Genomic DNA, 14,449 nt, shown 5'->3' with positions numbered 1-14,449 from the left:
GGGGCAGCAAGCAGTTCTGGCCAGGTGAGGGGCACACGGCTCGCGCCCTGCGGAACATGGCGCCGGAACAGCGCATGTACGTGTTCGAGCAGCGCGGCACCATGTCGCGGCCCGCCTCTTCGGCATCCGGCGGATCGTCGGCGGCCTCTTCGTGGTCTACGGGGCGATCGTCACGATCGCCGGGATCAACCCGTCCGACGCCGACCTGAAGAAGGCCGAGGGCGTCCTCATCATCCTGTGGACAGGGCCGGCCATGCTGGTCCTCGGGTGTTCTTCCCGGTGTGGCTGAAGCTGCGCCCGGCCGAGGCTCCGGCGGCTCCGACACCGGCACCGATGCCTGAGCCGTCGGCACACTGCCCCACCGGGGCCGGACGTCACACGGCGTCCGGCCCCTTCTGCCCGGTGTCCACCGCCACCCGTTCCAGCAGCCCGGTGCGGGCCGCCAGCGCCGCGGCCTCCAGCCGGGAGCCGACGCCCAGCTTCATCAGCACCCGCTGCACATGTGTACGGGCGGTGCTCGGCGCGATCCGCATCCCGACCGCGATCAACCGGGTGTCCTCGCCCTCCGCGACCCGCACCAGGACCTCGATCTCGCGGGGGGTGAGCATCTGCAGGAGCCGCTGTCCTTCGTCGTCCGGCTGGACGGCCGGGTTGAGCAGCTCGGCGAAGGCGCCCTGGAGCAGTTGCGGCGCGACCGCCGTGTCCCCGGCGCGCGCCTTGACCATCGCCCGTTCGACGCCCTCTATCCGCTCGTCGTGCCTGACGTATCCGGCGGCGCCGGCGGCGAAAGCGGCCGCGATCCCGCGCGGGCTGGGCACCGGTCCGAGCACCACGACCGCCACTTGCGGGCGCTCCCGCTTGATCCGGGCGATCGGGTCGAAGACGGCCGGGTCGGCAGGCGTCGCGGTACCGAACAAGCAGACCTCCGGGGCGCGGCTCACCACGATGTCCGCCGCGCCGGCGGTCGGCGCGGCCGCCGCCAGCACCCGGTGGCCCCGTAATTTCAGCGCCGAGGCGAGCGCCTCGGCGAGCAGTCGGTGGTCATCGACCACCATGAGCCGCACGCCCATCGAAAACCCCCTATCAGGACCCAGGCCCCCCGGCCCTCTTGACCCGGCAAGCTACACGCTTGTTCGACCTCGTGTGCCCCTTACCAGGCAGAAGCCCCCCGGAATGCCGAATCATGTGCCGTTCAGGGGCACTTGACCGATGGCAAGCGGGCAGAAGGGAGCAGGAATCCGGCGGCAGACGAACAGCCCTGCCGGTCGGACGATCGACCGGCAGGGCTGTGGTGCGTGGTGCTTCCCGTGAAGGCGTCAGCCGGCGCCGAACGAGACCGCGAGGTGCCGATCGGCGTCGAGCGAGCTGTCGCCCCGCTTGCTCACCATCGTCTCGGAGATGAACAGCCGGCCGCCCGAGTAGAGGAACTCGGCGTAGTCCGCGGAGAAGCTGGTCTCCGCGTTCCGATCGGCCTCGCCGGCCGGGTTCTCCAGCAGCACGGTCTGCTTGAAGGTGGAGCCGTCGATGGAGACGATCTGGCCGCCCTTGTTGTACGGGGGCTCCCTGTACGCGATGATGTTGGACCCGTCCATACGGATCGGGAACATCGTGTACAGGTCACCCGCGTCGGCCTTGTCGCTGGTCGGCTTGCCGGTGGTGAGGTCGAACGAGACGATCTCGTTGGTGCCGCCGTATTCGCCCGTGCTCCCCTCGTGCTCCTCGGTCGGCAGATAGATGCGGTTGTTGCCGACCGCGAGATGCTGGCAGGTCTCGACCTCGGTGGAGCCGCAGCGGGCGGCGTACTTGCCGCCGTCCGCGGCGATCTTGGTGAGCAGCTTGCCGGTCGACGCGTCGATCGAGAAGAAGTCCGAGATCCCGCTGCCGTCACCGGCGGTGTCGCCGACGTCGGCGGCGACGACCAGCGGCTTGGTGGAGACGATGCTCGCGTACTCGACGCCGGGCGGCATCTTGTACGAGGACAGCGGGGCTCCGGTGGTCGGGTTCAGCGCCTGGATGACGAGCTGCGGGTCGTCGTACGTACCGCACTTGCGGACCACGGCGAGCGCGTCGCCGCCGCCGTACCCCTTGTCGTAGCACCCGTCGGCGCTGACCTTCGGCTTCCAGCGCTCGGCGCCGGTCGCCAGGTCGAATGCGGCGCCGCCCTCGGTGCCGCCCGCGGCGACCGTGGTGCCGCTGAGCGTGATCTCGTCGAACCGGATCGGCTCGTCACCGCCGCTGGCGGCGGTCACCGACTTGCTCCACATCAGCTTGCCGGTGGTCAGGTCGAGCGCACCGACCTGGGTGCACGGCGGGTATTTGTTCGCCTTGGTCGCCTTGCCCGCCTCGAAGGCGATGGCGGTCTTGAAGTCCTTGGACATGTGCCGGGAGGCGGCGCAGAGCTGGCCGTCCAGCGGGATGGACCAGAGCTTGGTGCCCTTGACCTTGTCGTAGGCGACGATCTCGTTCAGGCCGGTCTTCACGAACGCCTTGTCGGTCAGCCAGGAACCGTTGACCGACGTGACGTCGGTGACCTTCGGTTCCGGGAGCTGGAAGGCGACCGTGGCCTTGGTGTTCGCCGGGGCCTTCTCCTTGCCGCCGCCGAGACCGCCGTCGGAGCCGCCCTTGCCCTCACCGGTGGTGCCGGTGGAGTTGGACGCCTCCGTCTTCTTGCCGCCGTCGCCCCCGCTGGAGGCGAACCAGACGCCACCGCCGACGATCAGCGCCACAGCAACTACTGCGGCGACGATGATCTGCGTCTGGGTGCCGAACTTCTTGCCGCCGTTCCCGCCCTGCTGCGGCGGCACGTACTGCGGCTGCATCGGAGCGGTCGGGTAGCCGTACCCCTGCTGCGGCGGCTGACCGGGCGGCATGCCGTACCCGCCGCCCGGAGGTGTCTGCGGGTAGCCGTAGCCGGGCTGCTGCTGCGGGTAGCCGTAGCCGGGCTGCTGCTGCGGCGGACCCGCGGTCGGTATCCGCGGGGCGCCGAACCCACTGGCGGGCGGCGTCTGCGGGGCGCCGAACCCACCGGCGGGCGGCGTCTGGGACGACGGGGGCTGCGGGGCCGGCTGCTTGCCGAACGGGTCGGCGGGCGGCGGGGTCGGTGCCCCGAACCCTCCGGGCGGCAGGTCCTGCGGGGCGCCGAACCCGCCCTGGGGCGGCTCGTTGGGCGGCTGGGGCGGCTGTGTCATGGCGTACGTACCTCGGGGGAAAGGGAGCCGGTCGGTCGGGACCTGGCGTGGTCGGTCATGGTCCGTCGGGTGCCTGCGTGAGCCGTCACTTGCCGAAGGCCATCATGGTCTTCGTCTCCAGCTCTTCCTTGTCGTTGGCCGCGCTGACCCGCCCGCTCGCGATGAAGGAACGGCCGCCCGCGTAGACAATCTTCGGGTTGTAGAACGAGCTCTCGATCTGGTACGTCGACGCCGGGTGCTGCAGCAGCACCTGTGGGGTACCACCGGTCGGTGCCAGGGTGGCGATCCCGCCGCCCTTGTTGTACGAGGCCTCCAGGTAGAGCAGCACGTTGCCGCCCTCCATCCGCAGCGGCGTCATCGTCCGCTCGGCCGGGGCCGCGGCCTTCCACTTGGGCTTGCCGGTGTTCAGGTCGAACGCCACGACCTTGTTCGTACGGGCGGTGCCGCTGGAGTCGGCCGTGGTCGCCATGTAGAAGGTGTTGGCGTCGGCAGCGACGCCGACACAGCCTTCCAGCGACTTGCCGAAGATGGCGAACGCGCTGCCGCAGTCCGGCGCGAACTTGTCGCCCTTGTCGCCGACCAGCTGGGAACGGAGCGTGCCGTTCTCCTTGATGGCGAGGATGCTCCACTTCTTCTTCTCGCTCTGGGTCAGCGAGACGACGAGCGGGCTCACCGAGTAGACCCGGTCGACCTCCCAGCCCACGGCGGGCCGGTACGTCCACTTGGGCTTGCCGGTGACCGGGTCGAGCTCCTGGATCTGGTTCTGGGGCTTGTCGACGTCGGCGGTGCGGCAGCTGGAGGCGGCGATCAGCTTCGTACCGCCGGCGAAGGCGTACGGCTGGCAGTTGCCCGGCTGCTTGCCGAACAGCTCCTTGCCGTCACTGACGCGGTAGGCGTTGGAGTTGCCGGTGCGTCCGACGGTCACGGTGTCGCCGCTGATGGCGAGGGAGATGTCCGACATCATGTCCCAGATGCCGTTCTGCTTGATCGGCTTCTTCCAGCCGGCCTTGCCGGTGTTGAGGTCGATCATCTGCAGGTCCGCGCAGTCGGCCTTGTCGGTCGTGCCGTTCTTGACCCCGATGACGATCTTGCCGTCCGTGGTGGTCCGGGCGGGCGCGGCGCACAGGTCCGCGGGCAGCTTCAGCGTCCACTTCTGCTTGCCGTCGGCTGCGGAGTAGCCGGATATCGCCCGGTACATGCCCTTGACGACGGTGTCGCCGACGACCCACGGACCGTACACGTCGGAGCCGTTGCGCGGCAGGTCGACGTCGTTCTTCTGCAGCCAGAGGACCTTCGCCTCGCCTGCCTTGCGCCCGGCATTGAGGTCGTCGCCGGCGTCGCGGCCGTCGCCGTTGCCGTTGCCCCCGTTGACGGAGGGCGAGGCGCTCGCCTTCTGGTCGTCGGCGCTCCCGTGCGCGACGGGCTTCTTGTCGTCGCCACCGCCGCTGGTGGCGACGAACACGCCACCGCCGATGACCAGCAGCGCCGCGACCGCGGCACCGGTGATCACTGCGGGCTTGCGCTTGAAGGGGTTGCCGCCGCCGGGACCCGCCGGGCCGCCGGGGACCGGGGCGCCGGGGTACTGCTGCTGCGGGTAGCCGTAACCGGGCTGCGGCGGCTGGCCGTACGGTCCGGGCTGCTGGGCATACGGTCCGGGCTGCTGGCCGTAGGGGCCCGGCTGCTGGGCATACGGGCCCGGCTGGCTGTACGGGCCGGGCTGCTGCGGGTAGCCGTAGCCGGGTGCCTGGCCGGGCTCCTGACCCGGTGCCTGCGGATAGCCGTAACCCGGCTGCGCAGGAGGCGCGGCAGGCGGAGCGGCCGGCGGCTGCGGCGGCTGCGCGGGCGGCTGAGGACTCCCCTGCGGCGGCTCCTGCGGAGCGCCGAAGCCTCCCTGCGGCGGTTGCTGGCTGGGCGGCTGGGTCATCAGCACGTCCCCCTTCGTGCGGTCCGGTGCCCGTTCCGGTCTCCCCCGCGATTCCGCAGGGCTGAATTCCCTTCGGAAAGGAGCGAATCGGGCATGGTTCCCGCGGCGTCACGACAGTCGAGCGGGGCTTCTTTGTACCACCCGCACGCGTTCGAACACCGGGTCGGTTCATCCCCTGTTCCCAAGGGAGAACCGCCTCGTGATGCCGCCGTTACGCAGCCGGAGCGCACCCCTGACGACTGCGGCCGGTGCGCCGCACCGGGCGCCACTCGATGTGCAAGTGCCAACTCTTCGCAAACTGCCATCACTTCGGACGGCGGAAGTCCGGCGCATCAAGGACCGTCGCGCATCGCCGAGTATCGCCAGGGACCTGGACGGACCGTCAGGACCGCCAGAATCCGCGACACACCATCAGAGACCACGTGGACCTGCGGACCGTCAGGGACCGAAGACCATGAAGGTCTTCACCTTCTTCTCCTCCTCGTCGTCGTTCGCGCTGACGCGTGCGCACACCAGGATGGAGCGGCCGCCGGCATAGACCAGCCTCGCCGCATCGAAGGTGCTCTCGACCTTGGACGCCGACGCCGGATGCCGCAGCAGCATCGTCGGAGCGCCACCCGTCGGTGCGAGGGTGGCGACGGCTCCGCCCTTCCGGTATGTGCCCTCCACCCGGACGATCACGTTCCGGCCGTCCATCCGCAGCGGCTGCATGATCTGTCCGGCCGGGGCGGCGGCCCTCCACTTGGCCTTGCCGGTGTTCAGGTCGAACGCGACGACCTTGTTGGTGAGAGCGGAGTCCACGGTCACGGGCTTGGTCGCCAGGTAGAACGTGTCGCCGTCGGCCGCGACGCCGGCGCAGCCGTCGAGGTTCCTGCCGCTCACCACGAGGTCCGCGTCGCAGGTGACGGCGTAGTTCTCGTTCTTGCCGCCGACCATCTGGGAGCGGTACGTGCCGTTGTCCCGCAGCGTGACGATGGCCCACGCCCCGCTCTCGCCCACGCCCTTCTTCAGCGAGATCACCGGCGGGCTCGTCGAGTAGACCTGTTGGACCCGCCAGCCGGTCTTGACCCGGTACGTCCACTTCGGCTCACCGGTGGCCGGGTCGATCCCCTCGACCCGCTCCTTGTCCTGGGTGTCGGCGTCGGTGCGGCAGTTGGTCGCGGCAATCAGCCGGGGACCGCTGGTGAACGCGAACGGCTGACAGAGGCCCTCCCGCTTGCCGAACACCTCCGCGCCGTCACTGACCCGGTATCCCGCCGAGTTACCGGCCCGCCCGAAGGTGACCAGGTCTCCGCTGATGCCCATGGCGACATCCGAGAGCAGGTCAACGACGCCCTTGCGCTCGACCGTCTTCTTCCAGCCCGCCTTGCCGGTGGTGAGGTCGATCATCTGCAGCACGGCGCAGTCCGCGTCCGGCGCCGTGCCGTCCTTGAGGGCGACGACCGTCTTGCCGTCGGTGGTGGGCAGCGTCGGCGCGGCGCACAGGGGGGCGGGAAGGTCCAGCTTCCACTTCCGGGTGCCGTCGGCGGCGGAGTAGCCGGAGACCGTGCGGTACATGCCCTTGGCGAGGGTGTCCCCGGTCAGCCAGGGGCCGTACACGTCGGCGCCGAGCGGCGGTATGTCGATGCCGTTGTCCCGCATCCAGAGGACCTCGGCCTCGCCCGACTTGCGCCCGGCGTTGAGCTTGCCGACCGGTGCGGAGGTGTCGACGGCATCGGTCTCCTCGGCGGGCGGGGCGGGCTGCGAGGCGGCGGGCGGCTTGGGGTCGGCGCTGCCGTGTGCGACGGGCCTGCCGCCGTCGTCACCCCCGCGGACGGCGAACCAGACGCCGCCCCCGGCCACCAGGACCACGGCGACCACCGCGGCGACGAGCGCGGTGCGGCGGCGCCGGGAGGGGGTGCGCCCTCCCGGTCCGCCGGCCGGCGGACCGGCGGGATACGGCGTTTGCTGAGGGGCGTACCCGTATCCGTACGGACCGGGCTGGGGCTGCGCCGGAGGCGGGGCCTGCGGGCCGTACCCCTGGGTCGGCCGCATGGGTTCCACCGGCTCGAACGGAGCCCCGAACTCCCCCTGCGGCGGCTGCGGCTGCTGTGGCTGCGGGCCGGGCGGCCAGGTCATCGGGACGTCCCCCTTGGTGCGGTCGAACGGGCCCCCTTTGTACCACCCGTATCGAACACACCATCAGCACCACCGGCCGCTGAGCAGCTGTCAGGCGTCCTCGGCAAGCTCCAGCCAGCGCATCTCCAACTCGTCGCGCTCCGCCACCAGTTCCCGCAGCTCCGCGTCCAGTTTCGCCACCTTCTCGAAGTCCGTGGCGTTATCGGCGATCTGTGCGTGCAGGGTCGTCTCCCTGCTCGACATCTTGTCGAGCTGCCGCTCGATCTTCTGCAGTTCCTTCTTCGCCGCCCGCGCCGCCTGTGCGGACACCGCCGGGGCCACCGTCCCGCCGGACTCCTTCACCGCCGGGGCAGCCGGGGCGGGCGAGGACGCCTCCGCCATCCGCTCCCTGCGCTCGATGTACTCGTCGATGCCGCGCGGCAGCATCCGGAGCGTGGCGTCGCCGAGCAGCGCCATCACCCGGTCCGTGGTCCGCTCGATGAAGAACCGGTCGTGGGAGATCACGATCATCGACCCGGGCCAGCCGTCGAGGAGGTCCTCCAGCTGGGTCAGGGTCTCGATGTCGAGATCGTTGGTGGGCTCGTCGAGGAAGAGGACGTTCGGCTCGTCCATCAGCAGGCGCAGGATCTGCAGCCGGCGCCGCTCACCGCCGGACAGGTCGGCGACCGGGGTCCACTGCTTCTCCTTCGAGAAGCCGAACTGCTCGCAGAGCTGCCCCGCGGTCATCTCCCGGCCCTTGCCGAGGTCGACCCGGTCGCGCACCTGCTGCACGGCTTCCAGCACCCGCAGGTTCGGGTTGAGCTCGGCGACCTCCTGGGAGAGGTAGGCGAGCTTGACGGTCTTGCCGACGACGATCTTCCCGGCCGCCGGCTGTGCGTCACCCTGGGTGCGGGCCGCCTCGGCGAGCGCCCGCAGCAGCGAGGTCTTGCCCGCGCCGTTGACGCCGACCAGACCGATCCGGTCGCCCGGACCGAGCTGCCAGGTGAGGTGCGTGAGCAGCGTCTTGGGGCCGGCCTGGACGGTCACGCCCTCCAGGTCGAAGACGGTCTTGCCGAGCCGGGCGTTGGCGAACTTCATCAGCTCGCTGGTGTCGCGCGGCGGCGGCACATCGGCGATCAGCTCGTTGGCCGCCTCGATGCGGTAGCGCGGCTTCGATGTACGGGCGGGGGCGCCGCGCCGCAGCCAGGCCAGCTCCTTGCGCATCAGGTTCTGCCGCTTGGACTCCTCGGTCGCGGCGATCCGCTCGCGCTCGGCGCGGGCGAACACGTAGTCGCTGTATCCGCCCTCGTACTCGTGGACGGTGCCTCGCTGGACGTCCCACATGCGCGTACAGACCTGGTCGAGGAACCACCGGTCGTGGGTGACGCAGACCAGCGCCGAGCGCCGGTTCCGGAGGTGCCGGGCCAGCCAGGAGATGCCCTCGACGTCGAGGTGGTTGGTCGGCTCGTCGAGGACGATCAGGTCCTGTTCGGCGATGAGCAGCTTGGCGAGCGCGATCCGGCGCCGCTCGCCGCCGGAGAGCGGGGCGATGACGGTGTCCAGGCCGTGCTCGAAGCCGGGCAGGTCGAGCCCGCCGAAGAGTCCGGTCAGCACGTCACGGACCTTGGCGCTGCCCGCCCACTCGTGGTCGGCGAGATCGCGGATGATCTCGTGGCGGACGGTCGCCTTCGGGTCGAGCGAATCGTGCTGGGTGAGGACACCGAGGCGCAGGCCGCCGTTGTGGGTGACGCGGCCGGTGTCCGCGTCCTCCAGCTTGGCGAGCATCCGGATGAGGGTCGTCTTGCCGTCGCCGTTGCGGCCGACGACACCGATCCGGTCCCCCTCGGACACACCGAGGGACACACCGTCGAGCAGGGCACGGGTGCCGTACACCTTGCTGACCTGCTCGACACTGACCAGATTGACGGCCATTTCACTCCTGACTGGGGGATCGATCGACCTCCCAGGGTAATCGCCACGCGGGTGGGTTAGCGTGCGGCGATCGATCAAGGGCGGGGACGGGGGACTTCCATGGTGCGCGATCCGGTACGGGGCACGGTCACGGCCGTGCTGGCGGCGGTGTCGGTGGCGGTGACCGGCTGCACGTCGTCCGCCCCGGACGACGGCGGGAACGGCAGGAAAACGGTGCCGAAGCCGAGGACCGCGGCAAAGAGCGCGGTGAACGGCGGCAGCATCGGAGGCCCCGGTTCTGCCTGCGCCCTGCCCGTCACCTTCGACCTCGCGGCCTCCTGGAAGCCGGCGTCCGTCCAGGTCGGCGAGGACGACGCACTGAGCGGACTGGCCGAGCAGGGCCCGGTCACGCTCGTCTGCGAGATCGACGCGAAGCCCGCCGGGAACATCGGCTTCCTGCGGGTGTGGACGGGGGACCGTACCGGCAGCACCCCGCGCCAGGTCCTGAAGGCGTTCCTGGCCGCCGGCCCGAACGCCTCCGAAGCCACGTACACCGAGGTGAAGGCCGGTGCCCTGACCGCGGCCGAGGTGCGCTACACCTTCAGCAGCGAGCTGCTGGACGAGCCCATGAAGCAGCGGGCCTTCGCCGTCTCCACCCCGAGCGGACCGGTCGTGGTGCACCTCGGCGGGCTGGACCCGCAGGAGCACGAGGCGATGCTCCCGGCGTACGAGTTGGCGAAGAAGAGCGTGCGGCTCGGCTGAGACGAGCATGGGCCCCGGCCGACGGCACCCTACTTGATCCCATACGGGTACGGTCGCGCCCTACGCCCCGGAGGCGGCAGCGCGACCGTACTCGACTCCCGTCCGAGTACCCGCGGTCAGAGCACCGTGGCGCCCGGCGCCGGGGACACCGCGACGCGCGCGGTCCGGCAGGTCCCCGACGTCAACAGCGCGTCCGCGACCTTCCGCGCCGACCCGGCGTCCGCCACCAGGAACGCGGTGGTCGGCCCGGAGCCCGAGACCAGGGTGGCCAGGGCGCCCGCCCCGGTGCCCGCGGCGAGGGTGTCGGCGAGCGAGGGCCGCAGGGACAGCGCGGCGGGCTGCAGGTCGTTGGACAGCGCACCGGCGAGCGCGTGGGTGTCGCCGGTGCGCAGAGCGTCGAGGAGCGCCGGGGAGGCCGCCGGTGCGGGGACGTCGGTGTCCGCGGTGAGCCGGTCGAACTCGCCGTAGACGGCCGGGGTGGAGAGCCCGCCGTCGGCGACCGCGAAGACCCAGTGGAAGGTGCCGCCGACGTCGATCGTGGTCAGTTGTTCACCGCGGCCGATCCCGAGGGCGGCGCCGCCGACCAGGGAGAACGGCACGTCGCTGCCGAGTTCCGCGCAGATGGCGAGCAACTCGTCCCGGGTGGCGCCGGTGGACCAGAGGGCGTCGCAGGCGAGCAGCGCTGCCGCGCCGTCGGCGCTGCCGCCCGCCATGCCGCCCGCGACGGGGATGTCCTTGGCGATGTGGATGTGCACATGGGGCGCGATGCCGTGGCGTTCGGCGAGCGCGATCGCGGCGCGGGCTGCGAGGTTGGAGGCGTCCAGCGGGACCTGGGCGGCGTCCGGGCCCGAGCAGGTGACCGTCAGCTCGTCGGCGGGGGTGACGGTCACCTCGTCGTACAGGCCGACGGCGAGGAAGACGTTGGCCAGGTCATGGAAGCCGTCGGGGCGCGCGGCACCTACCGCGAGCTGGACGTTGACCTTGGCGGGGACGCGGACGGTGACGCTCACTCATTGCTCCCGGCTGGCTGGTCCTCATCGGTCTTCAGGGCGGGCTTGTTCTCGGCGATGGCCGCGAACTCCTCGACCGTCAGCGCTTCGCCCCGGGCCTGCGGCGAGATCCCGGCCGCGACCAGGGCCGCCTCGGCGGCGGGCGCGGAACCCGCCCAGCCGGCCAGGGCCGCCCGGAGCGTCTTGCGGCGCTGGGCGAACGCCGCGTCGACGACGGCGAAGACCTCGGCCCGGCTCGCGGTCGTCGTGATCGGCTCCGTGCGCCGGACCAGCGACACCAGACCGGAGTCGACGTTGGGGGCCGGCCAGAAGACTGTGCGGCCGATGGACCCGGCCCGCTTGACGTCCGCGTACCAGTTGGCCTTCACCGAGGGCACGCCGTAGACCTTGTTGCCCGGCCGGGCGGCCAACCGGTCGGCGACCTCGGCCTGCACCATGACAAGGGTCCGCTCAATGGTCGGGAACCGCTCCAGCATCGTCAGCAGGACCGGCACGGCGACGTTGTACGGCAGGTTGGCAACAAGAGCGGTGGGTGCCGGGCCCGGCAGCTCCGTAACCAGCATCGCGTCGGAGTGGACGAGCGAGAACCGGTCGGCGCGGCCCGCCATCCGGGCCGCGACCGTGGCGGGCAGCGCCGCCGCGAGCACGTCATCGATCTCGACGGCGACGACCCGGTCCGCCGCCTCCAGCAGCGCCAGGGTCAGCGAACCCAGCCCCGGCCCGACTTCCACCACCACGTCGTCCGGGCGGACCTCCGCCGTCCGTACGATCCTGCGGACCGTATTGGCGTCGATGACGAAGTTCTGACCGCGCTGCTTCGTGGGGCGTACGCCCAGCTTCGCGGCCAGGTCGCGGATGTCTGCGGGCCCCAGGAGGGCGTCGGGCTCTGTGCTGCTCACCCGGTAAGCCTACGGCCGCAGTGCGGCCACGGGCTCGCCCCCCGGTGTGCGCAGAGCTGACCGGCTCACGGAACGACAGCGGCGCCGGGACGTCGGGCGGCGCCCCCACCGCCGTACCCCTGCCGGCTGCCGCCCGGTGACTGCCCTGCAGATTGCTCACGACGCTCCAGAAGATCCGTCCGTCCCGGTCGCCCGAGGGGCGTCCGGGACGACAGCGGACCTTCCGTCACTCTCCAAAGTGGCGCGACTGCACACCGTCATGGCGCGATACGTCAGTAATCGAACGCGCGAGCCGTGTTCTCGTTGATCGCCGACGCCAGGGTGTCCTCGTCGACGCCCTTCACCTCCGCCATGGCACGGAGCGTGACGGGAATGAGATACGGCGCATTGGGGCGTCCGCGGTACGGGGCGGGGGTGAGGAACGGCGCGTCCGTCTCCACCAGGACCAGCTCGATCGGCGCCACGGACAGCGCGTCCCGCAGCGGCTGGGCGTTCTTGAACGTCACATTGCCCGCGAACGACATGAAGTACCCGGCGTCCGCGCAGATCCGGGCCATCTCGGCGTCACCGGAGTAGCAGTGGAACACGGTCCGCTCCGGGGCGCCCGCGTCGGCGAGGACGCGCAGCACATCGGCGTGCGCCTCACGGTCGTGGATGACGAGCGCCTTGCCGTGCCGTTTGGCGATCTCGATGTGGGCCCGGAAGGACTCCTCCTGGGCGGCCATGCCCTCGGGGCCGGTACGGAAGTAATCGAGCCCGGTCTCACCGACGCCGCGCACCTGGTCGAGGGCGGCCAGCCGGTCGATCTCGGCGAGCGCCTCGTCGAGCGCCGCCTTCCCGCCGGGTTCGCGGCCGCCCTGCCGCGAACCGCCTCCCGGGTCCCCGTGCACGATGCGCGGCGCCTCGTTGGGGTGGAGCGCCACCGCCGCGTACACGCTCGGGTGCGCGGCGGCGGTCTCGGCGGCCCAGCGCGAGCCCTTCACGTCGCAGCCCACCTGGATCACGGTGGTGACGTTCACCGCCGCGGCCCTGGCCAGGCCCTCCTCGACGGTGGCGTCCTGCATGTCCAGATGGGTGTGCGAATCGGCGACCGGTACCCGAAGGGGTTCGGGCAGCGGCGGGGAGTCCTTGGAGCTCATAGGGCGATCCTATGAGAGCCCGGTGTCACCGGGCCCGGACCTCACTGACGGCGCTGCCGCGCGCGAAACATATGCACGAAACGCCACTGGTGCGGAGGGCGCTCCGACGCGCCCTCCGAGGACGGTATGGGCCCGGCGGTGGCGCCGGTCGGGGTCGCGAAGTTCAGGCGTCGCAGGGTTTCCGCGATGGAGGAGACCTGCCCGGCGCGCATGATGCGGACTTTGTGCCCGTCGCAGTTGAGGCAGGTGAGCCGGTTCAGCGGTGAGGGAACGAGCTGCCCCTGCACGCGGTACACGACGAAGGGCTGGCCGTGGCCGTCCGTGTGGTGCTCGATGTCGTAGACCTGTTCCCAACCGTGTCCGCACCCCATGCAGGCGAAGGCATACGCCTCATGCACGGTGGTTGCTGCGATCTCGCTCATGCCTGCTCCTCTTGTCCGCCGGACAAGCACTCCGGAAAATGCGTCCCTGATTCAGTGGACGCCTTTACCGGCGGGGGCGCACCAGGTCCTGTCGAGTGTTGGAGCGGTCTTGGCCTTCTCGTGGCAAAAGTGGCCGGTGCGCGGCTCGCGCTTTGCTTTTCACGATAGACCTTTGCCGTCTGCTGGGCCGGTCCGAGCCGCATTCTTTGCCGCGACGACCGCATCGAAAACGTCGCGTTTGGGCAACCCGGCGGCCGCGGCGACGGCGGCGATCGCCTCCTTGCGCCGCTCCCCCGCCTCCTCGCGCACCTGCACCCTGCGTACCAGCTCGGCGGCGTCCAGGTCCTCGGTCGATTCCGCCGCGCCCTCGACGACGACGGTGATCTCGCCGCGTACGCCTTCGGCCGCCCAGACCGCGAGATCGCCCAGCGGACCGCGCTTCACTTCCTCGTACGTCTTGGTCAGCTCCCGGCACACGGCGGCCCGGCGGTCGCTGCCGAACACCTCGGCCATCGCGGCGAGGGTGTCGTCGAGCCGGTGCGGGGCCTCGAAGAAGACCATGGTGCGGCGCTCGTCGGCGACCTCTCGGAGCCGGCCGAGCCGTTCGCCGGCCTTGCGCGGCAGGAAGCCCTCGAAGCAGAACCGGTCGACGGGCAGCCCGGACAGGGCGAGCGCGGTGAGCACGGCGGACGGGCCGGGGACCGCGGTGACCTTGATGTCCTTCTCCACGGCGGCGGCGACGAGCCGGTAGCCGGGGTCGGAGACCGACGGCATCCCGGCGTCCGTGACCAGCAGCACCCGGGCGCCGCCCATGAGCGCCTCGACGAGTTCGGGCGTACGGGCCGACTCGTTGCCCTCGAAGTAGGAGACGACACGCCCCGTGGTGTGGATGCCGAGCGCCTGCGTCAGACGGCGCAGCCGACGGGTGTCCTCCGCGGCGACGACATCGGCCGTCTCCAGTTCGGCGGCAAGCCGTGGCGGGGCGTCCGCCACATCACCGATGGGGGTCCCTGCGAGTACCAGCGTTCCAGTCGTTCCAGTCACATCAGCCATCCTCCCAGCACGGGCGACAGCAGTCGCACACATGCGTTCCCTAC

General features: G+C 71.0%; 11 protein-coding genes and 1 pseudogene. 2 read left to right on the top strand and 10 right to left on the bottom strand.

Features of this window, described 5'->3' with window-relative positions:
• Positions 1 to 106: 106 nt before the first annotated feature.
• Positions 107 to 342, top strand: a pseudogene (locus tag OH809_RS25795) (hypothetical protein); the annotation flags it as partial.
• Positions 343 to 374: 32 nt separating this feature from the next.
• On the opposite strand, the gene OH809_RS25790 reads toward OH809_RS25795, so the two are convergent.
• From OH809_RS25790 to OH809_RS25770, 5 genes are all read right to left on the bottom strand, one after another.
• The gene (locus OH809_RS25790; protein ID WP_406420280.1) at positions 375 to 1,070 is read right to left on the bottom strand and encodes a LuxR C-terminal-related transcriptional regulator; all 696 of its coding nucleotides are present in this window, start codon (positions 1,068 to 1,070) and stop codon (positions 375 to 377) included.
• A 246-nt stretch (positions 1,071 to 1,316) separates the two neighbouring features.
• Complete coding sequence (locus OH809_RS25785; protein WP_406515682.1) at positions 1,317 to 3,188, bottom strand: PQQ-binding-like beta-propeller repeat protein; 1,872 nt, start codon at positions 3,186 to 3,188, stop codon at positions 1,317 to 1,319.
• Between the two features lie 85 nt (positions 3,189 to 3,273).
• Positions 3,274 to 5,112, bottom strand: coding sequence for a PQQ-binding-like beta-propeller repeat protein (locus OH809_RS25780; protein ID WP_406515681.1), 1,839 nt, complete (start codon positions 5,110 to 5,112; stop codon positions 3,274 to 3,276).
• Between the two features lie 438 nt (positions 5,113 to 5,550).
• Entirely contained in the window at positions 5,551 to 7,230 is a 1,680-nt protein-coding gene (locus OH809_RS25775) for a PQQ-binding-like beta-propeller repeat protein (protein ID WP_406515680.1), read from the bottom strand.
• 90 nt (positions 7,231 to 7,320) lie between these two features.
• Positions 7,321 to 9,141, bottom strand: a complete 1,821-nt coding sequence (locus OH809_RS25770; protein ID WP_406420284.1) for an ABC-F family ATP-binding cassette domain-containing protein — start codon at positions 9,139 to 9,141, stop codon at positions 7,321 to 7,323.
• Positions 9,142 to 9,240: 99 nt separating this feature from the next.
• Between OH809_RS25770 and OH809_RS25765 the strand changes: the two genes are divergently transcribed.
• On the top strand, positions 9,241 to 9,882 hold the full coding sequence (locus OH809_RS25765; RefSeq protein WP_406515679.1) for a lipoprotein: 642 nt from the start codon (positions 9,241 to 9,243) through the stop codon (positions 9,880 to 9,882).
• A 116-nt stretch (positions 9,883 to 9,998) separates the two neighbouring features.
• Here OH809_RS25765 and OH809_RS25760 read toward each other — a convergent pair whose 3' ends face one another.
• The 5 genes from OH809_RS25760 to rsmI form a co-directional block, all read right to left on the bottom strand.
• Positions 9,999 to 10,892: a 4-(cytidine 5'-diphospho)-2-C-methyl-D-erythritol kinase gene (locus OH809_RS25760; protein WP_406420286.1), complete on the bottom strand. Its 894-nt coding sequence runs from the start codon at positions 10,890 to 10,892 to the stop codon at positions 9,999 to 10,001.
• The gene (gene rsmA / locus OH809_RS25755; RefSeq protein ID WP_406420287.1) at positions 10,889 to 11,791 is read right to left on the bottom strand and encodes a 16S rRNA (adenine(1518)-N(6)/adenine(1519)-N(6))-dimethyltransferase RsmA; all 903 of its coding nucleotides are present in this window, start codon (positions 11,789 to 11,791) and stop codon (positions 10,889 to 10,891) included. Before rsmA ends, OH809_RS25760 begins: the two co-directional genes overlap by 4 nt.
• 272 nt (positions 11,792 to 12,063) lie before the next feature.
• Positions 12,064 to 12,930 (bottom strand): TatD family hydrolase, encoded by an 867-nt coding sequence (locus tag OH809_RS25750; protein WP_406420288.1) that lies wholly within the window; start codon positions 12,928 to 12,930, stop codon positions 12,064 to 12,066.
• Positions 12,931 to 12,971: 41 nt separating this feature from the next.
• Positions 12,972 to 13,352 carry a hypothetical protein gene (locus OH809_RS25745; RefSeq protein WP_406420289.1) on the bottom strand — a complete coding sequence of 127 codons (381 nt, stop codon included), beginning with the start codon at positions 13,350 to 13,352 and terminating at the stop codon, positions 12,972 to 12,974.
• Positions 13,353 to 13,511: 159 nt separating this feature from the next.
• Complete coding sequence (rsmI, locus tag OH809_RS25740) at positions 13,512 to 14,405, bottom strand: 16S rRNA (cytidine(1402)-2'-O)-methyltransferase (protein ID WP_406420290.1); 894 nt, start codon at positions 14,403 to 14,405, stop codon at positions 13,512 to 13,514.
• Between the last annotated feature and the right edge of the window lie 44 nt (positions 14,406 to 14,449).

The organism is Streptomyces sp. NBC_00873 (assembly GCF_045207415.1).
Taxonomy (GTDB): Bacteria; Actinomycetota; Actinomycetes; order Streptomycetales; family Streptomycetaceae; genus Streptomyces.
This window is presented reverse-complemented; position numbering and strand designations above follow the sequence as displayed.

Coding starts and splice junctions, on each gene's coding strand:
- OH809_RS25790 (WP_406420280.1), bottom strand. CDS start 1,070: ATGGGCGTGCGGCTCATGGTGGTCGATGACCACCGACTGCTCGCCGAG.
- OH809_RS25785 (WP_406515682.1), bottom strand. CDS start 3,188: ATGACACAGCCGCCCCAGCCGCCCAACGAGCCGCCCCAGGGCGGGTTC.
- OH809_RS25780 (WP_406515681.1), bottom strand. CDS start 5,112: ATGACCCAGCCGCCCAGCCAGCAACCGCCGCAGGGAGGCTTCGGCGCT.
- OH809_RS25775 (WP_406515680.1), bottom strand. CDS start 7,230: ATGACCTGGCCGCCCGGCCCGCAGCCACAGCAGCCGCAGCCGCCGCAG.
- OH809_RS25770 (WP_406420284.1), bottom strand. CDS start 9,141: ATGGCCGTCAATCTGGTCAGTGTCGAGCAGGTCAGCAAGGTGTACGGC.
- OH809_RS25765 (WP_406515679.1), top strand. CDS start 9,241: ATGGTGCGCGATCCGGTACGGGGCACGGTCACGGCCGTGCTGGCGGCG.
- OH809_RS25750 (WP_406420288.1), bottom strand. CDS start 12,930: ATGAGCTCCAAGGACTCCCCGCCGCTGCCCGAACCCCTTCGGGTACCG.
- OH809_RS25745 (WP_406420289.1), bottom strand. CDS start 13,352: ATGAGCGAGATCGCAGCAACCACCGTGCATGAGGCGTATGCCTTCGCC.
- rsmI (WP_406420290.1), bottom strand. CDS start 14,405: ATGGCTGATGTGACTGGAACGACTGGAACGCTGGTACTCGCAGGGACC.